The organism is Rhizobium sp. BK251, assembly GCF_004345245.1.
Lineage (GTDB): Bacteria > Pseudomonadota > Alphaproteobacteria > Rhizobiales > Rhizobiaceae > Rhizobium.
Genome location: NZ_SLUQ01000001.1, coordinates 55,357 through 75,583, shown reverse-complemented (window position 1 = coordinate 75,583; position 20,227 = coordinate 55,357). Strand labels below are relative to the sequence as shown.

At 62.6% G+C, this 20,227-nt stretch carries 25 protein-coding genes and 1 pseudogene; 13 read left to right on the top strand and 13 right to left on the bottom strand.

Annotated elements, in window-relative coordinates; translation table 11 throughout:
* Positions 1-195: 195 nt before the first annotated feature.
* Together EV286_RS00405 and EV286_RS00400 are read left to right on the top strand one after the other, a co-directional pair.
* A complete protein-coding gene (locus EV286_RS00405) occupies positions 196-1,119 on the top strand; it encodes a sulfite exporter TauE/SafE family protein (protein WP_132955023.1) in 924 nt (307 codons plus the stop codon).
* Positions 1,119-1,916, top strand: a complete 798-nt coding sequence (locus EV286_RS00400) for a TIGR02186 family protein (RefSeq protein WP_132955022.1) — start codon at positions 1,119-1,121, stop codon at positions 1,914-1,916. The genes EV286_RS00405 and EV286_RS00400 overlap by 1 nt, the downstream gene beginning before the upstream one ends.
* Positions 1,917-1,929: 13 nt before the next feature.
* Here the strand turns inward: EV286_RS00400 and EV286_RS00395 are convergent, their stop codons facing one another.
* The gene (locus tag EV286_RS00395; protein WP_132955021.1) at positions 1,930-2,436 is read right to left on the bottom strand and encodes a helix-turn-helix domain-containing protein; all 507 of its coding nucleotides are present in this window, start codon (positions 2,434-2,436) and stop codon (positions 1,930-1,932) included.
* A 121-nt stretch (positions 2,437-2,557) separates the two neighbouring features.
* Here EV286_RS00395 and EV286_RS00390 point away from each other — a divergent pair, with 121 nt between their 5' ends.
* From EV286_RS00390 to EV286_RS00380, 3 genes are all read left to right on the top strand, one after another.
* Positions 2,558-2,914, top strand: coding sequence for a metalloregulator ArsR/SmtB family transcription factor (locus EV286_RS00390; protein WP_132955020.1), 357 nt, complete (start codon positions 2,558-2,560; stop codon positions 2,912-2,914).
* A complete protein-coding gene (locus EV286_RS00385; protein ID WP_132955019.1) occupies positions 2,911-3,399 on the top strand; it encodes an SRPBCC family protein in 489 nt (162 codons plus the stop codon). The genes EV286_RS00390 and EV286_RS00385 overlap by 4 nt, the downstream gene beginning before the upstream one ends.
* 140 nt (positions 3,400-3,539) lie before the next feature.
* On the top strand, positions 3,540-4,100 hold the full coding sequence (locus tag EV286_RS00380; protein WP_132955018.1) for a dihydrofolate reductase family protein: 561 nt from the start codon (positions 3,540-3,542) through the stop codon (positions 4,098-4,100).
* Positions 4,101-4,147: 47 nt separating this feature from the next.
* On the opposite strand, the gene EV286_RS00375 is transcribed toward EV286_RS00380, so the two are convergent.
* Together EV286_RS00375 and EV286_RS00370 are read right to left on the bottom strand one after the other, a co-directional pair.
* A complete protein-coding gene (locus EV286_RS00375) occupies positions 4,148-4,777 on the bottom strand; it encodes an isochorismatase family cysteine hydrolase (protein ID WP_132955017.1) in 630 nt (209 codons plus the stop codon).
* A gap of 35 nt (positions 4,778-4,812) precedes the next feature.
* Complete coding sequence (locus EV286_RS00370; protein WP_132955016.1) at positions 4,813-5,337, bottom strand: hypothetical protein; 525 nt, start codon at positions 5,335-5,337, stop codon at positions 4,813-4,815.
* A gap of 186 nt (positions 5,338-5,523) precedes the next feature.
* Between EV286_RS00370 and EV286_RS00365 the strand changes: the two genes are divergently transcribed.
* From EV286_RS00365 to EV286_RS00355, 3 genes are all read left to right on the top strand, one after another.
* Positions 5,524-6,045 (top strand): helix-turn-helix domain-containing protein, encoded by a 522-nt coding sequence (locus EV286_RS00365; protein WP_245500579.1) that lies wholly within the window; start codon positions 5,524-5,526, stop codon positions 6,043-6,045.
* Positions 6,046-6,160: 115 nt separating this feature from the next.
* Positions 6,161-6,598 (top strand): universal stress protein, encoded by a 438-nt coding sequence (locus EV286_RS00360; protein ID WP_132955014.1) that lies wholly within the window; start codon positions 6,161-6,163, stop codon positions 6,596-6,598.
* Between the two features lie 127 nt (positions 6,599-6,725).
* On the top strand, positions 6,726-7,307 hold the full coding sequence (locus tag EV286_RS00355) for a transglycosylase SLT domain-containing protein (RefSeq protein ID WP_132955013.1): 582 nt from the start codon (positions 6,726-6,728) through the stop codon (positions 7,305-7,307).
* Positions 7,308-7,335: 28 nt separating this feature from the next.
* Here the strand turns inward: EV286_RS00355 and EV286_RS00350 are convergent, their stop codons facing one another.
* From EV286_RS00350 to EV286_RS00335, 4 genes are all read right to left on the bottom strand, one after another.
* Positions 7,336-8,277 carry an efflux RND transporter periplasmic adaptor subunit gene (locus tag EV286_RS00350; RefSeq protein ID WP_132955012.1) on the bottom strand — a complete coding sequence of 314 codons (942 nt, stop codon included), beginning with the start codon at positions 8,275-8,277 and terminating at the stop codon, positions 7,336-7,338.
* Positions 8,274-8,519: a DUF3302 domain-containing protein gene (locus EV286_RS00345; RefSeq protein ID WP_132955011.1), complete on the bottom strand. Its 246-nt coding sequence runs from the start codon at positions 8,517-8,519 to the stop codon at positions 8,274-8,276. The genes EV286_RS00350 and EV286_RS00345 overlap by 4 nt, the downstream gene beginning before the upstream one ends.
* 144 nt (positions 8,520-8,663) lie before the next feature.
* Positions 8,664-9,392, bottom strand: coding sequence for a ligase-associated DNA damage response endonuclease PdeM (gene pdeM, locus EV286_RS00340; protein ID WP_207909707.1), 729 nt, complete (start codon positions 9,390-9,392; stop codon positions 8,664-8,666).
* A gap of 17 nt (positions 9,393-9,409) precedes the next feature.
* The gene (locus tag EV286_RS00335; RefSeq protein WP_132955010.1) at positions 9,410-11,920 is read right to left on the bottom strand and encodes a ligase-associated DNA damage response DEXH box helicase; all 2,511 of its coding nucleotides are present in this window, start codon (positions 11,918-11,920) and stop codon (positions 9,410-9,412) included.
* Between the two features lie 147 nt (positions 11,921-12,067).
* Here EV286_RS00335 and EV286_RS00330 point away from each other — a divergent pair, with 147 nt between their 5' ends.
* The gene (locus EV286_RS00330; protein ID WP_132955009.1) at positions 12,068-12,295 is read left to right on the top strand and encodes a DUF6719 family protein; all 228 of its coding nucleotides are present in this window, start codon (positions 12,068-12,070) and stop codon (positions 12,293-12,295) included.
* A gap of 72 nt (positions 12,296-12,367) precedes the next feature.
* On the opposite strand, the gene EV286_RS00325 is transcribed toward EV286_RS00330, so the two are convergent.
* Positions 12,368-12,808 carry a VOC family protein gene (locus EV286_RS00325; protein ID WP_132955008.1) on the bottom strand — a complete coding sequence of 147 codons (441 nt, stop codon included), beginning with the start codon at positions 12,806-12,808 and terminating at the stop codon, positions 12,368-12,370.
* Positions 12,809-12,874: 66 nt separating this feature from the next.
* Between EV286_RS00325 and EV286_RS00320 the strand changes: the two are divergent.
* A pseudogene (locus EV286_RS00320) lies at positions 12,875-13,325 on the top strand (carboxymuconolactone decarboxylase family protein).
* A 3-nt stretch (positions 13,326-13,328) separates the two neighbouring features.
* Here EV286_RS00320 and aac(3) read toward each other — a convergent pair.
* The 3 genes from aac(3) to EV286_RS00305 form a co-directional block, all read right to left on the bottom strand.
* Positions 13,329-14,141 carry an aminoglycoside 3-N-acetyltransferase gene (gene aac(3) / locus EV286_RS00315; protein WP_132955007.1) on the bottom strand — a complete coding sequence of 271 codons (813 nt, stop codon included), beginning with the start codon at positions 14,139-14,141 and terminating at the stop codon, positions 13,329-13,331.
* 463 nt (positions 14,142-14,604) lie between these two features.
* Positions 14,605-15,240, bottom strand: coding sequence for a YitT family protein (locus tag EV286_RS00310; protein ID WP_132955006.1), 636 nt, complete (start codon positions 15,238-15,240; stop codon positions 14,605-14,607).
* A gap of 210 nt (positions 15,241-15,450) precedes the next feature.
* Positions 15,451-16,380, bottom strand: coding sequence for a methyltransferase (locus tag EV286_RS00305; protein ID WP_132955005.1), 930 nt, complete (start codon positions 16,378-16,380; stop codon positions 15,451-15,453).
* 242 nt (positions 16,381-16,622) lie between these two features.
* On the opposite strand from EV286_RS00305, the gene EV286_RS00300 reads away from it, so the two are divergent.
* Genes EV286_RS00300 through EV286_RS00290 form a run of 3 tightly spaced genes read left to right on the top strand, consistent with a single transcriptional unit; the run spans position 16,623 to position 18,773 of the window.
* On the top strand, positions 16,623-16,889 hold the full coding sequence (locus EV286_RS00300) for a DUF6460 domain-containing protein (RefSeq protein ID WP_132955004.1): 267 nt from the start codon (positions 16,623-16,625) through the stop codon (positions 16,887-16,889).
* A gap of 1 nt (position 16,890) precedes the next feature.
* Positions 16,891-17,394 (top strand): CAP domain-containing protein, encoded by a 504-nt coding sequence (locus EV286_RS00295; protein WP_132955003.1) that lies wholly within the window; start codon positions 16,891-16,893, stop codon positions 17,392-17,394.
* A 29-nt stretch (positions 17,395-17,423) separates the two neighbouring features.
* The gene (locus EV286_RS00290; protein ID WP_132955002.1) at positions 17,424-18,773 is read left to right on the top strand and encodes an MATE family efflux transporter; all 1,350 of its coding nucleotides are present in this window, start codon (positions 17,424-17,426) and stop codon (positions 18,771-18,773) included.
* On the opposite strand, the gene EV286_RS00285 is transcribed toward EV286_RS00290, so the two are convergent.
* On the bottom strand, positions 18,749-19,837 hold the full coding sequence (locus tag EV286_RS00285) for a quinone-dependent dihydroorotate dehydrogenase (RefSeq protein WP_132955001.1): 1,089 nt from the start codon (positions 19,835-19,837) through the stop codon (positions 18,749-18,751). The two genes, EV286_RS00290 and EV286_RS00285, sit on opposite strands and share 25 nt — an antisense overlap.
* Complete coding sequence (locus EV286_RS00280; RefSeq protein WP_132955000.1) at positions 19,834-20,187, bottom strand: DUF952 domain-containing protein; 354 nt, start codon at positions 20,185-20,187, stop codon at positions 19,834-19,836. The genes EV286_RS00285 and EV286_RS00280 overlap by 4 nt, the downstream gene beginning before the upstream one ends.
* Positions 20,188-20,227 lie beyond the last annotated feature (40 nt).

Below are 20,227 nucleotides of genomic sequence, written 5' to 3'. Positions count from 1 at the left end.
CCGTCACAAAATCTGAAAAAAGCCCAATTAATTCAAGAAAGTCTGCGAATACCTGCCTGAAACTGCAACCCGGATCGAAAGCCTCTGGCAATGATTGGGTTGTATGCTCATGCATTCGAGACGGGGACGTCTTGCCGCAACGCGTAAAAACCGGCCCACGATCGCGTGCGGCCGCGAGTGAACTGGGGCCTTGCCGTGACGATATATCTGCCGATTGCAGAATTGTCGGTGAACATATTCATCATTCTCGGCATGGGCGCGGCCGTGGGTTTCCTGTCCGGCATGTTCGGCGTCGGCGGCGGCTTTCTCATTACGCCGCTCCTCATCTTCTACAATATTCCGCCTGTCGTGGCCGTCGCCACGGGCGCGAACCAGGTCGTGGCGTCCTCGATCTCCGGCGCGATCACGCATTTCCGGCGCGGCTCGCTCGACATGAAGCTCGGCAGCGTGCTCCTCGTCGGAGGCCTGGCGGGTGCGACCGTCGGTATATGGATCTTCTCGCTCCTGAGAAGTATCGGCCAGCTCGATCTCTTCATCTCGCTGCTCTACGTCATCTTCCTTGGTACGATCGGCGGGCTGATGCTCTGGGAGAGCGTCAATGCCATGCAGCGGGCGCGGCGCAACGAGCCGACGACGCTGCGGAAGCCCGGTCATCACAACTGGGTGCACCGCCTGCCACTGAAGATGCGCTTCAAGAAATCGAAGATCTATCTGAGCGTCATTCCCATCGTCGCCCTGGGCTTCTCCATCGGCATACTCACCTCCGTGATGGGCGTGGGCGGCGGCTTCATCATGGTGCCCGCGATGATCTATCTGCTGCGCATCCCGACCAACGTCGTCGTCGGCACCTCGCTGTTCCAGATCATCTTCGTGACCGCCTATACGACCATCATCCAGGCAGCGACGAACTTCTCCGTCGACATCGTGCTCGCCTTCTTCCTGATGGTGGCGGGCGTGATCGGCGCGCAGTATGGCGTGCGCGTCGGCCAGAGACTGCGCGGCGAGCAGCTGCGCGCGCTTCTCGGCCTTCTCGTGCTTGCGGTCGGACTGCGCCTCGCGATCGCGCTCGTCGTGCGGCCGGAGGACATTTACTCGGTGGTGATGGGGGGCGGATACTGATGCGCCGCCTGCTTCTCTCACTGGCACTCCTCCTTCTGCCGCAGGGGCTGCAGGCCCAGGTGATGATGGACCAGCCGGCCACGGCGGCGCGCGAAGTGCTCGAGATCGGCACCTCGACCAGCGAGATCGCAATCACCTCCGACTTCCGCGGCGCGGACCTGACGATCTTCGGGGCGCTTTCCAACACCGACCAGTTGCTTCTCGCGATCGGCCAGTACGATATCGTCGTGGTGTTGGAGGGCCCGCGGGAAAACGCCACGGTCCGCAAGAAGGAGCGCGTCTTCGGCATCTGGGTCAACACGCAGTCCATGACCTTCGAGCGTGTCCCGCAATCCTATTCGCTGTCGAGCACGCGCACCGTCAACGACGTGACGACGCCGCTCGAGCTCAACGACCACGGCATCGGTACAGACCATATTCCCCTCACTCCGATCGGCTTCGTCGGAGACGGCAGCACTATCACCGAGTTCCGCGACGCGTTCCGGCGCAGGCAGCAGCAGGCGGGGCTCTATGTGCGGGATCCGACCGGCGTGCGCTTCGTCAGCTCCAACCTGTTCAAGGCGAGCCTTCGCCTGCCGGCGGACGTGCCGAACGGCGTGCACACCGTTCGCGGCTATCTCTTCAAGAGCGGCAAGTTCGTGACGGAGAAGTCGCTGCCGCTTCGCGTCATCAAGACCGGGATCGAGCAGACGATCACCGATGCGGCGCATGACCGGCCGATCAGCTACGGCCTGTTTTCAGTGCTCCTTGCGGTGATCACCGGCTGGACGGCAAGCTTCCTCTTCCGCAAGGACTGAGCGCGCGGCGGCGTTACGACGTCGCCCTGCGTCGTGCCACGACCTCCAGATAAGCCTCGGTCAACCGACCAAGCACGGAGGATGTTCCGGGAGGCAGTACCTTGCCGAGGTGAAGCGCGCGCAATTCGTCCATGAACGCCTCCCAGAGCGGCTGCCCCCCATCCTCCAACAGCTCGGCACGGATGGACAATTCCTCGGAAACGGGCAGGTGCCGACGTCCCCAGGCACCCATATGCGCGAAGAGAGGCACAAGGCCGATCGACATTTCCGTCAGGCTGTAGATTGCCTTCTGCTTATGGGTCGGGTCGTCGGCGCGTGTCAGGAGGCCACGCTCGACCAGGCGCTTCAAACGGTCGGCAAGGATGTTGGAAGCGATCCGCTCCTCCGAATGCTGCAGGAGATCGCGGAAGTGGCGGCGGTTGCCGAACATAATGTCGCGGATGAGGATGAGGCTCCAGCGATCGCCGAGGATTTCGAGCGTCAAATTGATGGGGCAACCCGAGCGATGAAGCTCTTCCATATGCTTCTCCAGAACCGCTTGCATTTTGCCATCAGTGCGATTGCTTTTTCAACCGCCGCCAGCAAGATCAATAGTTAAGCCACGACTTGACAATTGATCTGGATGCGCAATACTCAAGCCCATGCTTAAGCATTCGAACTTGGATGACATCCTGCGCGCGCTTGTGGAGCCGACGAGACGAGCGATCGTCGAGCGGCTGAGCGAAGGGCCTGCAAGCGTAAGCGAACTCGCCCGGCCTTTCGACATGTCGCTCGCGGCCGTCGTGCAGCACCTGCAGGTGCTGGAGGAAAGCGGGCTGATCCGCAGCGAGAAGACCGGACGGGTCCGCACCTGCCGGATCGAGCCCGATGGTCTCAAGGCGATCTCGGATTGGGTCGCCGACCGGCGCAACCTGATGGAGCGACGCTTCGACCGACTGGGCGACATCCTTTCGGAGACGCAGCGCGCACCCGAACACCCCAAGGAGAGCAAGCGATGAGCGAGCGACGGACCGATGCCGAGGCAACCGCGCCGGAGGTGACGCACAGCACCTTCGCCATCGAAAGGGCCTATCCCGCGCCGCCGGAGCGCGTCTTCTCCGCCTTTTCCGACGAGGCCACCAAGCGGCGCTGGTTCGCGGAAGGCGAAGGCTGGCATATCGACCGGTTCGAGTTGGATTTCCACGTCGGCGGCACAGAGACCTCTCGCTTCCGCTTTGGCGACGGCCCGGAAATCACCAATGACACGCTGTTTCACGACATCGTGGAGAACCGCCGCATCGTCTACTCCTACCGCATGACCGTGGCCGGCAAACCCATCTCCGTGTCCTTGGCGACCGTGCAGCTGGAGCCCTCCGGCGCCGGAACGGTAATGACCTATACCGAACAGGGCGCCTACTTCGACGATGCCTGCGCCGGAGCCAACCGTGAGGAAGGATCCCGCCTGCTTATGGAAGCGCTGGCTGCGGAACTAGAGAGGCAATAGGGGCGGAAAAGGCGCCACTAAACCCGGATAGGCATCGACCACTAAACCGCTTTCATTTTGCAATCGGTTTTGTTAGCCTGAAACCGATTGCAAAATGCAATTGGTCACACTGGAACGACCGACAACTGAGGAGGAATGAAATGAGAAAGCTTATCGTCTGGAACCTGATGACGCTCGACGGATATTTCGAGGGAGAAAAGCCCTGGGCGATCGACTTTCACACTCTTGCCTGGGGCGAGGAGCTTCAGCGCTATGCGCAGGAATTCGGGCGCGAGGGCGACCTGCTCGTCTTCGGACGCAAGACCTACGAAGGCATGGCCGAATACTGGCCGAGCGCCGAGGAAGAGCCGGAGATCAAGGAGTATATGAACAGCATTGCCAAGATCGCGGTGTCGCGGACGATGAAGCAAGCGGAGTGGAACAACACCCGCGTCGTCAGCGATCCGGTCGCGGAACTTTCAAAGCTGAAGCAACAGCCCGGCAAGACGATCTTCATCTTCGGCAGCGCCGAACTCGCTGACAGCCTGCTGAAAGCAGGGCTTGTCGACGAGATCCGCATCTGCCTCGTGCCTGTGATCCTCGGTGGCGGCAATCGCCATTTCAAGCCGGCAAGCGAGCAGGTGCCGCTCAGGCTTCTGGAATCGCGACCGCTGAAGACCGGAGCCGTCATCCTGCGCTACGAGCCGGCAAAGGCGGCGTAGGCCGCCTCCACTTTTCGCAGTCTGGCGCACCGGGAAAGGCGCCAGACTTACGCCGCCTGCGACAAGGCGCCGATCAGTTCCTTCGTCGTCAGGATGGCATGAGCGTAGGTCGGCCCGTTCAGCACGTGGGCCGCATGCATCATCTCCCGGCTGAAGGCCGCGGTTGCATCGCGTACCAGCGTAACGTGATAGCCGAGTTCCATCGCGTAACGCGCCGTCGACTCAATGCAGGTATTGGCGAGCAGGCCGACGGCGATGACATGGGTAATGCCGTGCTGGCGAAGCTGCTGGTCGAGGTCGGTATTGGCAAAGCCGCTCTGGGCCCAATGCTCCTTGACGACGATGTCGCCCTTCTTCGGGGCAAAGTCCGGATGCCATTCGCCGCCCCATTCGCCACGGGCGAAGGTGTGGCGCTCCATGACGCGGCGCTGCGTCGGGTTGGGATGGCACCAGCACTCGTAATCGCCGGGCTCCCAGCGTCGATGTGGCACGATGAAGACCTGGAGGCCAGCCGCGCGCACGGCCTTGTCGATGCTGCGAAGGTTGTCGAGCAGACCGACCTCCTCCGCGACATCCTTGACAAGCGGCCAGATCTTGCCGCCCTCGGAAAGAAAGTCGTTGTACGGATCGACAAACAACAGCGCCGTCTTCGACTTCTCATAGGTTTCTGTCGTCATTGGTTTTCTCCTATCTGTGCATCTTTTCGAAGGCTTCAGCGGCGGCGCGCGGCCCGTTCCAGGCTGGCGGCGAACAACGGGGTCTCGCCCTCGTTATGGGCAACCGAGACCGGCTGGCGCTGCGCCTTGAACAGTTCGAATGGAATTCCCTGACGTTCGAGGAATGCCTCGAACTCCTCGGTCGTGTGGCTGACGACGTGATTGGTGAATTCACAGCGCTGGTCGTCGATTGCCTTGACCCTCAACTCCCAGGTCACGTGAATGGTCGTGCGACCGGTCGGGGTGAAGACGTCGGAGACGGATTTGAGAACCAGATGATGGGGCTCGGCGATGTCCTCGACATAGTGCTGGACCATCGGACTTCCGCCGAGAACCTCGACATTGATCGACATGCGCCGGCCGTCTTCGTCACGGGTGAAACCGGCCGCTACGTGAGCGGGGGAGCACCGCCTGTATTCGGCGTCGGGCAGATTGAAAGCCCACTCGGGAATGTCGATGCTCTCCAGGGGAGCGTTGATGATTGCACTGAAACTCGATTCAACGATCTTCTTGCCTGTCATGGGGGCACCTCACTTTGGCGAATTGAAACAAAAGATACCTGCCCGGCGAGCCGCGGCAGCGCGACGCCGTTTGCGTGGTCAGACATGGTATTGCCGAGCGCTCTTGCGTCATCGGTAACGCAACATATATACCTATGATCATCATAGTCAATGCCTATGAAAAAGAAAGGTACTGCAAAAATGGCCATGACCGACACTGTCGACGATCATACCGCCTGCCCTGTCGCGCGGTCACAGGAAATTGTCGGCGACCGCTGGACGATCGTCATCCTTCGCGAACTCTTCATGGGCAGCCACAGGTTCGAGGAGATCCAGGCGCAGACAGGTGCAACGCCGCAGATGCTGGCGGCGCGGCTGAAGAGGCTGGAAGCGGACCAGATGATCGAGCGCCGGCCATACAGCCAGCGGCCCTTGCGCAACGAATACCACCTCACCGAAAAGGGGCAGGCCTTCTATCCGGTCATCCTGGCACTCCGCGCCTGGGGCGAGCACTGGTGCAAGTCGCCCGAGGAAGGGCCGGCCGTCACCTATATCCACAAGCTCTGCGGCAAGGATCCGGGCTTCGGACCGGTCTGCGAGGCATGTGGCGAACCAATGCGCCGCGAGGAGCTGCAGCCACAGATGAGCGCCGAATATGCGGCCGAGCGGGAAAGGCGGCACCGCCTGTTCAAGGAACAGGGAGCGACGCGCCAGACAGGCGACGGCTGACCACCGGCATCTTCCCGCGGGAACGCCCGGCCTCCTGACATGTCGAATGCTTGATTCACGTCAATGCGCCTCCTCCGATCCTGTCTCAGGCTGCGGGACATAAAGGAGGACTACCATGTACAAACATATTCTCATTCCGACAGACGGCTCGCAGCTTTCGACGGGTGCGGTCGAAAAGGCACTGGTTTTTGCCCAGGAGGTCGGCGCCAGGGCCACGATACTGACCGTCACCGAACCCTTCCGCGTCTTTTCGGCAACCATCGAGCAGCTCGAACTGACGCGCAAGGAGTACGACCAGCACTGCAAGCAAATGGCGGAGCGAATTCTTGCGGATGCGAACGGTCGCGCAAGAACGATCGGCACTGAATGCAGCACGGCGCAATTTTCCAGTGACGAGCCGGCATCGGCGATCATCGAAACCGCCGAGGAGCGCGGCTGCGATCTGATCGCCATGGCTTCTCACGGACGCAAGGGCCTTGCGGCACTCCTGGTCGGCAGCGTGACAATAAAGGTGCTTGCCCACTCGAAGACGCCGGTGCTCGTCTATCGATGAATGTCACCGCGTGAGGGCGGCTGTGGCCAGGGAGCGGTGCATGGCAGGACATCTCGCATTCGCGTAAAAACCGCTCCTTAACGTTTACGAGTCAGTAATCTCTCGAAACGAGAGGTTCCTTCCTGTCATGCGTACTCGTAACGTCACGATCATCATGCTTCTGGCGCTAATGGCGGGCTGCGCCACAGCGCCGCACCAGACCAAAAACATCTGCGCCGTGTTCGACCAGCGCGACGGGCTGTTCACCAGCTGGCAGCGCGCCGCCGAGCGCACAGAGCGGCAATATGGCGTTCCGGTGCCGATCCTGATGGCGACGATGTATACGGAATCCGGCTTCAGCCCCTATGCGAAGCCGCCGCGCACCAAGCTCTTCGGCTTCATTCCCTGGACGCGCCCCTCGACCGCCTATGGCTATTCGCAGGCACTCGACGGCACCTGGGACCACTATCAGACCGCAACCGGCAACTGGTCAGGACGGCGCAGCAACTTCTCCGACGCGATCGACTTCATCGGCTGGTACCATTACAGCAACAGCCAGGCGACAGGCATTCCGCTCAATGACGCCTACAGCCTCTACCTCGCCTACTATTCCGGCCCGACCGGCTACAAGCGCGGCGACTGGCGCAGCAATGCCCAATTGCAGAAAACGGCGCAGCGCTTCGCCAGCATGGCGGCGAGCTATCAGCAGCAATTGCAGCAGTGCAACTGATCGGCTCCCGCGACATAGCGAAACAAGCTCAGAACGGGATGACGTAGTTCATGATGGCGACCTGCCGCAGCAACACCCTGCGGATGACATGTGCTGCCTTGACGTGATCCGTGAAGATGGCTGCGTCCCCCGTGGTGCCTGCCGGCATGCGCGCGGCAAATTCCGCATCGTCCAGCCTGATCCTGACCACCAGGGGCGCGGTGTGGATCGCGCCCGGCGCGACGGCGCTGCCCGACGTCTGCGTCTGGCCGCTCGCCACCGCCTGCAGGATGCTTTCGACCTTTCCGGGATAGACCTTGCCGGGCATGAACTTGAACGTCGCCTCGACCGGCTGGCCGGGCTCGACATAGCGGGCGTCGATCTGCGGCACCTCGACACCGATGATCGTATCGGCGGTATCAATGAACGCCATGACCGGCGATAGCGGCAGGCTTGAGACACGGGCGCCGGGACGCAGGGCGAGATTGGTGACGTAGCCGCCGGCGGGCGCGCGCACGACGGTCTTGTCGAGATCCCATTTCGCCCCGACGATCTCAGCCTGCAGTTGATCGGCCTCGGCCTGTGCCTGCTCGACGTCGAAGCTCCGGCCAGCGCCGGTGGTCTGCAGCCGCGTGGTCTCGGCAACGCGCAGATTGGCAAGCTGCAACTGCGCCTCGAGCGCATCGAGCTTCGCCTGGAACGGCACGGGATCGATGCGGAACAGGACGTCACCGGACTTGAGCGGGGTATTTGCCTGCACCGGAACGTCGATGACCTCACCGGCCACATTCGGAACGATTGCGACGGAGTTTCGGACAACAAGAGCCGGTCCCTGCGGCGCACCCCAGTTCATCGGGATAAACAATCCAACCAGCAAGAAGAGGAGAACGATGACCGGCGAGACCTTCCAGAACAGATTGAAGGAAACGATGCGAAACTTCACCAGGCAGAACAGGATGACGAGATAGACGTTCAGGAGGACGACGATCACGATGCGACCTCCGACTTCGACGGGCGCGGAACGTCGACATAGGCCCAGATCAGCACGAGCGGCCAAAGCGCAAGGCCGAGAAACAAGGTTACCCAGCCGCCGACCGTCACCGCCTGCGCCCAGGGGTGGTTTCGCTTCTTCGCAATCATGCCCGGCAGCATGGCGAGGAAGACGATAACGGCGACGGTGCTCAAGACGAGCACGATCAGCACGATCCAGGCAAAAAAGTCGATGATACTCATGATGGCCGGTTCCCATGCGACTTCACGGCGGATGATCGCCTGCGCTGCGGCGGGCGCAAGTACGCAACGGTTACACGATGAGTAAAGCGGGAGACGCGCAGTGTCTCCGGAGCGCCGAAGCGCGATCAGTCAGCGTCCGCCAGACTAGCCGACGAGGTTGCCGAAGCGGACGGAATAGATCCTGTCCCTGCCGAGCAGATGGGCGATCAGGGAGGATTGGTCGAAAAGGCCGCGCATGGCCTTGTGGCGGAGATCGAGGCCCCCGGTCATGACGCCGAAGGCGGGCATCAGCAGGCGGCTGCCGTCCGTCGCGAAGCAGGGGCGGCGAACCGATTTTTCGCGGCGGCGGACTGTCGCCGAAGGGTGCAGGTGGCCGGCAATCTCGCCCTTCTGCAGCCCGTTTCGGGGCTCGTGGCGGAACGTCAGGCCGGCGTAGTGGATCTCGTCGGCGCAGGTGCCGGGAAGGTCGACGGTGCCATCCGGATCGTGGTTGCCGTTGATCCATATCCATTCGCGGCCGCGCGCCATTTCGCAGATGGCGGTGCGAAACGCCTCCGGCAGATGTTCGGAGCCGACGCGATCATGGAAATTGTCCCCGAGCGAGATCACGAGCCGCGGGTCGTAGCGGGAGACGAGCGCAGCAAGCAGGCTCAGCGTCGCGAGCGTATCGTAAGGCGGCAGCATCATGCCGCGACGAGCGAAGGCGGCACCCTTTTCCAGATGCAGGTCGGAGACGACGAGGATGCCCGCATCCTGAAGGTAGAGTGCGCCGAGCGGATCGCAGATGGCAGCCACACCGTGCACGGCGGTCTCGACGCCCGGCGGCGCGGCCAATCCATTCATCTCGCGGGCGAGCGCCAGCCGGTTCATCACGTTTGTCGTTCCCAAATTCAAGCCAAGGCTTCGGCGATCAGGTCGTCGGCGGCCTCGGCCAGCACGGCGTCATGGGCTTCTCCTGACACCGGCACCTTGCCGATCTCCAGCATCACCGGCACCGCAAGCGGCGAGATATGATCCAGCGCGCGGTGGGTGATATGCCCCTTGATTCGCTCAAGCATAGCGCCAAGCCGGCCGATATCCAAAAGACCGGTCGCAGCATCCTGCCTCGTCGCCTGCAGCAGGATGTGATCCGGCTCGTGGCTGCGCAGCACGTCGTAGATCAGATCGGCCGAGACCGTCACCTGCCTTCCCGACTTTTCCTTGCCTGGATGGCGACGCTCGATCAAGCCGGCAATCACGGCGCAATTGCGGAAGGTGCGCTTCAGGAGGAAGGATTCATCGAGCCAGGCTTCGAGATCGTCACCCAGCATGTCCTCGTCGAAGAGGTCCGAAAGGCTGAGGCGACCGTTGGCGATCAGCAGGCCCATGTCCTCCAGGCCCCAGACGGCGAGCGAATAATCGGTGGCGACGAAGCCGAGCGGCTTGGCGCCAGCGCGATCGAGCCGGCGGGTGAGCAGCATGCCGAGCGTCTGGTGCGCAAGCCGGCCCTCGAAAGGATAGGCGACCAGATAACCGCGACTGCCGCGTGGAAATGTCTCGATCAGAAGCTCGTCCCGATTCGGCAGCATGGACTTGTCCTTTTGCAAGGACAGCCAGTCGCGCACCTGATCGGGCAATCGGTGCCAGCGGTCAGGATCGGCAAGCATGGAACGGACCTGATCGGCGAGATAGGTGGACAGCGGGAACTTGCCGCCGGCATAGGTCGGGATCTTCGGATCCATCGAGAAGGCCTGGGAGGCGAGGCATTCATTCTCGCGGATGCCCTCGAAGCGCAGCACCTTGCCGCCGAACATGAAGGTATCGCCGGGGGAAAGCTGCTCGAGGAAATACTCCTCCACCTTGCCGAGGGGAGCGCCGCCGCGGCCGAGCGAACCGAGCGCGTTGCGCTTCACCAGGCGAATGTTCAGCATCGGCTCCTCGACGATGGTGCCGAGGTTCAAGCGGTACTGCTGGGCGACCTGCGGGTTGGAGATGCGCCAAAGTCCATCCTTGGTCTTGCGGATGCGGGCATAGCGCTCGTAGGTCCTGAGTGCATAGCCGCCGGTCGCCACGAAATCCACGACGCGTTCGAAGATCTCCCAGGAAAGGTCTGCATAGGGCGAGGCGCTTGTGACCTCGGCGTAGACTTCCAGCATGTCGAAGGGTTCGGCGCAGGCCATGCCCAGCACATGCTGGGCGAGCGCATCGAGCGCGCCACGGCCGACCGGCGGTGTATCCTGCGCGCCGATATAATTGGCATCGAGCGCCGCCTGGCATTCCATCACCTCGAAGCGGTTGGCGGGCACAAGGATCGCCTTCGACGGCTCGTCCATGCGGTGATTGGCGCGACCGATGCGCTGGGCAAGCCGCGAGGCGCCCTTGGGCGCACCGACATGGATGACGAGGTCGACATCGCCCCAGTCAATACCGAGATCAAGCGTGGAGGTGGCGACGACGGCACGCAGCTTGTTTGCCGCCATTGCGGCCTCCACCTTGCGGCGCTGGCCGACATCGAGCGAGCCGTGGTGGAGGGCGATCGGCAGGTTCTCCTCGTTCACGGTCCAGAGCTCCTGGAACAGCATCTCGGCCTGCGAGCGCGTGTTGACGAAGAGCAGCGTCGTCCTGTGTTCGAGAAGCTGGCGATAGACATCCGGGATCGCGTATTTCGCCGAATGACCCGACCAGGGGATATGCTCGTCCGTGGAGAGAATGGAGATGTCCGGCTTGGCGCCGCCTTCGACGATGACGAGGCCGGCGTGATGCTCCTGTTCCTCCTCCTGCCCCACCAGCCATTTCTGCAGGTCCATGGGGTCCGCGACGGTTGCGGAAAGGCCGATCGTCTGAAGGTCTGGCGCGAGCCGGCGCAGGCGGGCAAGGCCAAGCGAGAGCATGTGGCCGCGCTTCGAGGTGACGAGCGAGTGCAGCTCGTCGAAGATCACATAGCGCAGGTCCTTGAAGAAGCGCGTCGCCTCGCCATTGGCGAGCAGCAGAGCGACCTGCTCCGGTGTCGTGAGCAGGATATCGGGCGGATTGAGCCGCTGGCGCTGGCGCTTGGCGCTCGGCGTGTCGCCGGTGCGGTTCTCGACGGTCACCGGCAGGCCCATCTCGCTGACCGGCTTCATCAGGTTGCGCTCGATATCGACGGCGAGCGCCTTCAGTGGCGAGATGTAGAGCGTGTGGATGCCGGTGAAGGCAGAGCCGGGCGGCACCTTGCCGCGGCGGGTGAGATCGGTGAGCGAGGGCAGAAAGCCGGCAAGCGTCTTGCCGGCGCCGGTCGGCGCGATCAGCAGTGTGCTTTCGCCATCTTCGGCGCGCGCCAGCAGTTCCAGTTGATGAGCACGTGGCCGCCACCCCTTTTCCGCAAACCAGCGGAGGAAGGGAGCAGGCAGCTTCACACGGCTTTCAGCATCAATTTGATCCACGGGTCGTAGATTAGCGGAGGCGGGCGAAAAATGAAGCGCCGACGCGCGGTGCCAATGGCGAGGCTACGCCTTTCTCCTGTGGTGGCGATGCTTGCGGGATTCCGTGCAACCAATATATTAGTCATTACTAATTATTGGGAGCGAAGCATGCAGCGCTACAGGATTTTTCTAGTTGTGGGTGCGTCGGTGCTGTTTCTTTCGGCGCTGCCGGCGGAAGCGGCGACGAAAGTCGTCACGGCGATGCCAGTGTCGGCATCGCTATCACCTGGCGAGTCGGTGCTTTACGACGACAAGAAGTGTCCGGCCGGGCAGATCGCGAAATTCACCAAGATGAGAAACAAGGACGGGATGAAACGATCCTGCATCACCAAGTAAGCCGATCGCTTCGCCCTCAGGCGAAATGACGCGCCGGGCAGCGCCAATCCGCCCCCGGCGCATGCAGCTGCATTACCTCGTTTCCGCCGGCGCATCCATCGCCCAGATCACCCCGAAGGGATCGCGAAGCTGGCCATAACGGTCGCCCCAGAACATGACGTCCAGCGGCATGACGACCTCGGCGCCGGCCTCAACCGCGCGTTTCCACCAGGCGTCGATATCCGCATCCTTGAGAATAAGCTGGAGCGTGTAGCCCTGCGGCGTCACAGCCGGAAATCCGTGTTCCGGATAGAAATCGCACAGCATCAGCGAACTGCCATTGACGTAAAGATGGAGGTGCATGGTGCGGCCCTGTTCGTCGAGGGGCAGGCGCTCGGCCTCCTTCGCCCCGAAGGCACGCGTGTAGAATTCGGCCGCTTTCGCAGCGCCATCCACCTGGATATAGGGAAACAGCCCGCCTAGAACGGCTGCACCGGCTCGCGGCCCCTCCTGGGTCTCGACCGTGTCATTCATGACCTTTCTCCTTGTTGGATCCGAAGCCCGTCTTTTCACCGGGTCAATCCAAGGACGAACGAAGCGATTGCTTCCCGACATCGACGCGCGATTTCTTGCGGATCAGCGAGCGGATTGATACTCGAGGACTACGTTCAGAAGTCGGGGCTCGAGCGCCGCTTCATTCATCTCATCAAGCTCAGGGCCTCGCAGATCAACGGCTGCGCGTACTGCGTCGATATGCATGTGAAGGAAGCGCGTGGGCCTGAGCGAGCAGTGGATCAATCTGATGTGCGTCTGGCGGGAATCCCCGGTCTATGACGCCAGGGAACGGGCCTTGCTCGGCTGGGTCGATGCGGTGACGAACATCGCCCAGACGGGCGCGCCCGACGCGGAATACGAGGCATTGAAGGCGCAGTTCTCCGAGGAGGAGATGACGAACATCGCCGTGGCGATCGGCGCGATCAACATCTGGAACCGACTGGCCGTCGGCCTTCTCTCGCAACATCCGATCGACAAGCCGGCCCAGGCGGCCTGACGGTCAGAGCGTCCGTCGCTCCAGCCAGGCGACGGCAAATGCGGTGATCGCCGCCGCATTCACAAGAACACTCGGGGCGTCGCCGATCGGCGCCGCGACCCCTTCGCCCGAGGCAAGGAATTCGCCAACGATGGTTGCGAAGTAATCCTCGTCGAGGCCATCGACCACCGGATGGGAGGTGTCGAACTCCTCCACGATGCGCCAGCGCGTGCCGCCGTCATCGGCAAAAGGCACTTCGTAGCGCTTCACGCGCTTCCCGGGAATCCGCGCCAGATGTTCCGCGTGGTGGAGCAGCGTCATCGTATCGAGCGGCGCGCCGACCATGAGCACCTTGCCGCCGACCGACACCAGCTTTTCGAAGGGCGAGCCCTGACCGTAGCCGTAGTCCAGCGGATGATCGGCCGTGAACCATTCGGCCATCGCCCCCAAAGCCGCGACGGAGGCGCCAGGATTGCCGCTGCGCCTCGCTTGAACGCGCGTCCTCAGGAACTCCGGAAGAATGCCGTTGTCGCGTGTCGCCCGCGATGCCTGCGGGTCAAATGGCGGGATGTGATCCCGCCAGGCCGCATCGATGCGGCCTTCCGCGTCTAGAAACCCATCGTAGCGGGCATCCCAATCCGCATAGGCGAGAATGGTGCCGGCAGGAGAAACAATATCGAGAATGGCATCTATGAGCGTATCCGGGCCGTTCAGCACTGGCCCGACGCGACTGAAGGCGGCGTGAACCATGACAGCGTCGCCCGAACGCAGACCGAACCGCAGAAGATCGCCATGCAGCGACGCACGGGTATGAAACAGCGCCGGTCCCTCACCCATGCACCCCTCCTCATGATAGGTCCGCTTGTGCCGCATGATGGCTAACCGCAGAACATCCATCAAGGGAGCGAGGGGCATTGCCCGACGCCGGGCGATTTGACGTCGGTCACGGTTGGAAAGCCAGGAGGGTCAGAAGGGGGATTTCGTATCGGGGGTGCGTCAACCTCTACAAAGACCGGCCCGAACAGATCGGACCGGCCAATTAGCAATCAGGCACCGGCAGTCGCGGACCGGATAAACCGCCTATCCGAAAGATCGATGCTGTTGAAGATATCGCGCACAGTCCGCGCAATCTCGTCTGCGGAAGCGCCGCGGGCGTATTCTTCCAGCATCCGGCGTCTTACAAGCTTTTCCAACTCTGACATAACTTCACCTCATCTTTCCGGCGCAGGGCAAGTGTCGCGCCCGGCCCGATCACAGGCAAGTTACGTTTAGTTCAGATTTGGCCATTCCTGCTCATCTCTCAGAGGGCGATATAGCGGTCGGCACGGTGGTTGATGGTGAGGAAGAGGTTCAGAACCACGGCGCCGAGAACCGAGTAGAAGACGACGGTCGGCGTCGTGACGAAGAACGCCGCTGCGAGAACGCACATGTCGACCGCAAGCTGGACAAGACCGGCACGTATGCCGAAGCGATCCTGCAGGTAAATGCCGAGAATGCCGACGCCGCCGAGGCTGGCGCGGTGGCGATAAAGGGCAAGCAGACCGAAACCGAGAAGAAGGCCGCCGAGGATCCCCGCCCATGCCGGATGGATGGCCGTGATCTGCATGACCTTCGGCTGCAGGCTGGTGAGCAGCGAGGTTAGGCCGATGGCGATGAAGGTCTTCAACGTGAAGGCGACGCCGAGACGCTTCCAGGAGAGGTAGAAGAAGGGCAGGTTGAGGAGGAAGAAGGCGAGACCGAAATTGACGCCGAACGCATAGTGAAGCAGGAAGGCGACGCCGGCAGTGCTGCCGGTGAGCAGGCCGGCGCTCGCAAGGAGATAGAGGCCGAGCGCCGAGACCAGGCTGCCGGAAAAAATGCCCTGCACATCTTCCACCGGCGTGTGGCGCGCCGCGCTGGTGTTCCAGAAACCGAGGGCACTGATAAGCTGGGTCATATTGCTGCTCTCCGGACGGCAGACGAGGTGGCGCGCGCCGAGGAAATCCCCGCGCGGCGGCTAGATTGATCGTGAAGGAGGCTGGAGCGCTTCTGTCCCGGCGCCGGTCAGCTGATGGCGCGAATTATCCGGTCTTTCGCAACTGCGAGCAAGCGAAATACGTAAGCAATGCTGACCTATTTCAAATTCGCAAGAAATGTTCGCGCCGGTTCATCTGTGTGTAACGAAAAGAATGCCTGGCACCGGCTTGCCGCCATCTTTGCGAATGGCCGTGCGCTCCAGCCTCTCGACCGAAAGACCATGGCGTCCGCAAAGGGCTCGCACGTAGGTTTCGGAATGGGCGTAGCGCAGCGACGGAGCCAGGTGGTAGCCACTCCCATCACCGGCATCCTCGACCGAAAATGCGAAAGTCGCGTGCACCGCCGCCAGATCCGTGACGATGGCAAACACGCTCTCGAGATTCCCGAGATACATCAGCACGTCTGCGGCAGTGACGAGGTCGGCGCGATGCTTTGGCATGGCCTCGGAAAAGAGCCCCGAAGCCTGTGGCGACAACGACAGATCGGCTTGTCCGAGATGGTCGTAGACACGCTTTTCAGCGGCCTTGGCCAGCATATTCTGCGACAGGTCGAAGCCTTCGAGATAACCGACGCGGCTGCGGATTTCCGGCCCGAGGAGGCCGGTGCCGCAGCCGAGATCGACTGCACGCTCGAACGTCTCGCCGGCCGCACGCACGAGAGCTGCAAGCTTCTGCGGTACGACATAGTCAAGCTTTTCGACCAGCGAATTCTCGAAGCGGTCGGCATAGTCGTCGAAAAGCCGCTCGACATAGCGGCTGGGCGGCGCCTCCGGGATTGAACCGCCACCGAGGAGCGCAAGCTTGAGGCTCGCGCCAAAGATATCCTGCGGATCGAGGTCGAGGACCTGCCGGTAGGCCGCGATCGCTTCAGTCAGGACACCCGCCTTCTCGCGGTAGGTCGCAAGCCGAAACCAGCCGGCAGCCCAGTGGGGGGCGAGTTCCAGTGCCTGTTCCATCAGTTCCGCGGCGGCCTGCGGCTCGCCGCCCTCGTCCAGCATCTTCGCGTAGTCGGCGCGGCGATCGGCGATCACGTCGCCGGAGGAAAGCTGGCTGGGCTGCATGTTGGATCCCTGTTCGATCCGGGCTTCTTGCGCCGGCCACAAAAAAACTCAAGTCCTATTTCAGGGACGAGGCCTGCCGCATGATCCCTCGATTCGGAATCGAGCTGGGGAATTATGCGGCCGATTCGAAATTCTGCAGCGTGCCTGGCGTGCCATATGTGACGCGCGGTGCTGTAATGCCCCGAAAATCGCTTGCGGGCTGCGATTCGCACGCTTATCTCAGGGCAAACAGGAGATTGTGCATGTCCGACCAGGTCAATCGCTTCCTTGGGGATTCACCCGGCCGCACGCTGGTGAAGCTCGTCGTCGTTTCGCTGATCGTCGGCTTCGTGATGACCGTCTTCGGCTGGGCGCCGATGGACTTCATCTACGGCATTCGTGACTTCATACTGGATCTGTGGCATCGCGGTTTCTCCGCGCTGGGCAGGATTGGAGATTATCTCCTGCTAGGGGCGACCATCGTCGTGCCGCTCTTCGTCATCCTCCGTGTCTTCAGCTATCGCCGGTAACATGAACTCATCGCTCCTGCTTGTTTCACGCCGCGACGCCCTTCGTTTCACCGGACTTGCGCTCGTTGCAGGCGTCGCCAGCTGCGCCACTGCGCCGAAGCAGTCCTCCACGCCGTCGAGCGGCGATGACCAGACGGCAGCAGCCCTTCCCCTGGTCAATTCGCTGCGCGCGAAAAACGGCCTGCCGCCGCTCTCGGTCGATCCCGCCGCAACGGATGCGGCCCTCTTCCAGGCCAAGCGCATGGCATCGGCCGGCAAGATGAAGCATTTGATGGGGCTTACCGACAGCTTCACCACCCGCGTAAAGGCAAGCGGCGTCAGGCTGCCCGCCGCGGAAAACATCGCGGCCGGCCAGCAGAGCGTCGAAGCGGTGGTCCAGGCCTGGATAAACTCGCAGCATCACCTGGAAAACATGCTGGGACGCTATAACGGGCTTGGCGTCGCCGTCGCACACAATACCGCTTCCAAGAACGTGCCTTATTGGGCCATGGTACTTTCGGCCTGAGGCGATTCCCGTCTCGCGCGGAGACCCAGATGGATAGCATGGCACATGGCCAGAAGGCGCTTGCCTTCGATGTGACACACCGCCTCGTGCTTTCCATCGCCATTCCGATGACGCTCGGATTCATGACGACGCCGCTGCTCGGCCTCACGGCGACGGCGGTCGTCGGGCGGCTCGGTGAAGCGGACTCCCTCGCCGGCCTTGCGATCGGGGCCGTGCTCTTCGACCTGATCTTCGCGAGCTTCAACTTCCTGCGCTCTTCGACAACCGGGCTTACCGCACAGGCCTTCGGCCGGCACGATGACCGCGAGGAGCAGGCCGTCTTCTGGCGTGCGCTGATATCGGCTATCGCCTGCGGCGTACTGATGCTTGCCATCTCGCCGCTGCTGCTTGCGGGAGGGCTGAAGCTGATGGGTGCCCAAGGCGCGGTCGCCGAGGCGACGAGCACCTATTTCTCCATCCGCATCCTCGCCGGGCCGATGGCGCTTGCCAACTACGCCATCCTCGGCTTCGTGCTGGGTCGCGGCCAGGGAAGCATCGGCCTCCTGCTGCAGACGATCATCAACGGCATCAACATCGTGCTCTCGATCCTCCTGGGGCTCGTGCACGGCTGGGGCGTGGCAGGCGTCGCCTGGGGCACGGTGATCGGCGAAACGGCCGGCGCGCTCGCGGGCCTCATCATCGTTCTCTACGGCTTCGGCAGGACAAACCGCCCGGGATGGGCAGAAATCCTCTCCCGGCATCGGCTCGCCGAGCTCTTCGCGCTCAATCGCGACATCCTGATCCGCACCTTCGTGCTGCTCGGCGCCTTCACGCTGATGACGCGGATCGGTACCGGCTTCGGCGCGGTGACGCTGGCAGCCAATGCGGTGCTCATGAACTTCTTCCTGCTGTCGGGCTACTATCTCGACGGGCTTGCCAATGCCGCCGAACAGATCACGGGCCGGGCAATCGGAGCCGGCTATCGACCGGCCTTCGACCGCGGGCTGAAGCTGACGGCGGTCTGGTCATTCGGACTGGCTGCCGCCGCGACCCTCTTCTTCCTCCTTGCCGGTTCTTCCCTGGTTGCCGGGCTTACGACCTCGCCGGAGGTTCGCGAGATTGCGGGGATCTACCTGCCCTGGGCGGCAGTCACCGGGCTGACGGGCGCACTCGCCTTCCTGATGGACGGCGTCTTCATCGGTGCGACGTGGTCGAAGGACATGCGCAACCGCATGCTGCTGTCCTTCGTCGGCTATCTCATTGCGCTCGCCATCTTCGTGCCGCTCTTCGGCAATCACGGCCTTTGGTTTGCGCTGAACAGCTTCCTGCTGTTCCGCGGCTTCTTCCTGCTGGTGTTGGTGCGACCTCGCGCGGATCAGACGTTCCGCGTGGCCCAGTAGTCGAGTTTCGTATCGCGCAGTTCGCGGATGGACTTCGCGCCGTTTCTGTCGAGAAGCTGGGAGAGCCCGCGAATGATCTCTCCGGGAAGTCCAGGCCCCTCGTAGACCATGCAGGAATAGAGCTGCACCAGATCGGCGCCGGCGCGGATCTTTTCCAGCGCCGTCTCGGCCGACGACACCCCACCGACGCCGATGATCGGAAGCGTCTCGCCGACGCGGCGGCGCATCTTCGCGAGCACCGCGGTCGAGCGCGCAAAGAGCGGCTTGCCGGAGAGGCCGCCGGTCTCCTTTGCCTGCAGCTGGTCTTTCAGGCCATCGCGGGCAAGCGTGGTGTTGGAGACAATCAGCCCGTCGAGCGAGTGGGACAGCACCTCGGCGGCGATGTCGTCCATCCCCTCCTCGGTGAGGTCCGGCGCGATCTTCAGGAAGACGGGGATCTTCCTGCCGGCGCGCGTCGCCTCCTCGTCTCGGGCGGCAAGCACGGCCGAAAGCAGCGCGGAGAGACTTTCGCGCGCCTGAAGGTCGCGCAGGCCCGGCGTGTTGGGCGAGGAGATATTGGCTGTGAAATAGCGTGCGACGGAATAGAAGCGGCGGATGCCGGCCACGTAATCTGCGATGCGATCGGGGCTGTCCTTGTTGGCACCGATATTGACGCCGACGATGCCGTTGCCGCGGATCGCGGCGAGCCGGCGGAAGGCGGCCTCGTGGCCTTCGTTGTTGAAGCCGAGGCGATTGATGACGCCGTCGTCCTCGACGAGGCGGAAGATGCGCGGGCGCGGATTACCGGCCTGCGGCTTCGGCGTGACCGTTCCGATCTCCGTGAAGCCGAAGCCGAGCCGCAGCAGCGCCTCCGGCACCTCGGCGTTCTTGTCGTAGCCCGCTGCCATGCCGAGCGGATTGGCAAAGTCGAGCCCGGCCACGGTCTGGCGCAGCCGCGGATCGGGCGCCAGACGGCAGGCGGGAACAACGCCGGCCTTCAGCGCCGCAATCGACATGCCATGCGCCGCCTCGGGATCGAAGAGAAAGAGGCCCCGGCGAGCGACGGACCGGAAGGCACCCATCATGGCATAAGCTCCGGAAAGATGTGCAGGCCGGCATCGTCGAGCGGCAGAGGTTTTTCCCAGAGGACAGCGGAGAACGGTAGCGGCCGATAAAGATGCGGGAAGAGGTCGCCGCCGCGCGAAGGTTCGAAGACCAGCTTCTCGCCGAGCGCCTCGCCGTCGATCGCGACGAGCAGCAGGCCGCTCTGACCGGCGAAGTGACGCGCGGCCGTCTCCTTCACCTGGCTTGCCGTCGAGAAATGGATGAAGCCGTCGGCGAGATCAACCGGCGCGCCATGAAAAACGCCCGTTTCTCTGGCCTGTTGCCAGAGCGCGGCGGGCACGATCTTGTAAAGCGTGGGCGTCATCATCATGATCCTTGAGACATGATCCTTGAGACATGGGCGCCGCTCG

Bases quoted from the DNA above. Each gene is read 5' to 3' on its own strand.
- EV286_RS00295 (WP_132955003.1), top strand. From the start codon at position 16,891: ATGAACTCATCGCTCCTGCTTGTTTCACGCCGCGACGCCCTTCGTTTC.
- EV286_RS00365 (WP_245500579.1), top strand. From the start codon at position 5,524: ATGACCGACACTGTCGACGATCATACCGCCTGCCCTGTCGCGCGGTCA.
- EV286_RS00280 (WP_132955000.1), bottom strand. From the start codon at position 20,187: ATGATGATGACGCCCACGCTTTACAAGATCGTGCCCGCCGCGCTCTGG.
- EV286_RS00355 (WP_132955013.1), top strand. From the start codon at position 6,726: ATGCGTACTCGTAACGTCACGATCATCATGCTTCTGGCGCTAATGGCG.
- EV286_RS00370 (WP_132955016.1), bottom strand. From the start codon at position 5,337: ATGACAGGCAAGAAGATCGTTGAATCGAGTTTCAGTGCAATCATCAAC.
- EV286_RS00310 (WP_132955006.1), bottom strand. From the start codon at position 15,240: ATGACCCAGCTTATCAGTGCCCTCGGTTTCTGGAACACCAGCGCGGCG.
- EV286_RS00305 (WP_132955005.1), bottom strand. From the start codon at position 16,380: ATGCAGCCCAGCCAGCTTTCCTCCGGCGACGTGATCGCCGATCGCCGC.
- EV286_RS00360 (WP_132955014.1), top strand. From the start codon at position 6,161: ATGTACAAACATATTCTCATTCCGACAGACGGCTCGCAGCTTTCGACG.
- EV286_RS00375 (WP_132955017.1), bottom strand. From the start codon at position 4,777: ATGACGACAGAAACCTATGAGAAGTCGAAGACGGCGCTGTTGTTTGTC.
- EV286_RS00385 (WP_132955019.1), top strand. From the start codon at position 2,911: ATGAGCGAGCGACGGACCGATGCCGAGGCAACCGCGCCGGAGGTGACG.
- EV286_RS00290 (WP_132955002.1), top strand. From the start codon at position 17,424: ATGGATAGCATGGCACATGGCCAGAAGGCGCTTGCCTTCGATGTGACA.
- EV286_RS00390 (WP_132955020.1), top strand. From the start codon at position 2,558: ATGCTTAAGCATTCGAACTTGGATGACATCCTGCGCGCGCTTGTGGAG.
- EV286_RS00395 (WP_132955021.1), bottom strand. From the start codon at position 2,436: ATGGAAGAGCTTCATCGCTCGGGTTGCCCCATCAATTTGACGCTCGAA.
- EV286_RS00400 (WP_132955022.1), top strand. From the start codon at position 1,119: ATGCGCCGCCTGCTTCTCTCACTGGCACTCCTCCTTCTGCCGCAGGGG.
- EV286_RS00345 (WP_132955011.1), bottom strand. From the start codon at position 8,519: ATGAGTATCATCGACTTTTTTGCCTGGATCGTGCTGATCGTGCTCGTC.
- EV286_RS00285 (WP_132955001.1), bottom strand. From the start codon at position 19,837: ATGATGGGTGCCTTCCGGTCCGTCGCTCGCCGGGGCCTCTTTCTCTTC.
- EV286_RS00325 (WP_132955008.1), bottom strand. From the start codon at position 12,808: ATGAATGACACGGTCGAGACCCAGGAGGGGCCGCGAGCCGGTGCAGCC.
- EV286_RS00330 (WP_132955009.1), top strand. From the start codon at position 12,068: ATGCAGCGCTACAGGATTTTTCTAGTTGTGGGTGCGTCGGTGCTGTTT.
- EV286_RS00300 (WP_132955004.1), top strand. From the start codon at position 16,623: ATGTCCGACCAGGTCAATCGCTTCCTTGGGGATTCACCCGGCCGCACG.
- EV286_RS00380 (WP_132955018.1), top strand. From the start codon at position 3,540: ATGAGAAAGCTTATCGTCTGGAACCTGATGACGCTCGACGGATATTTC.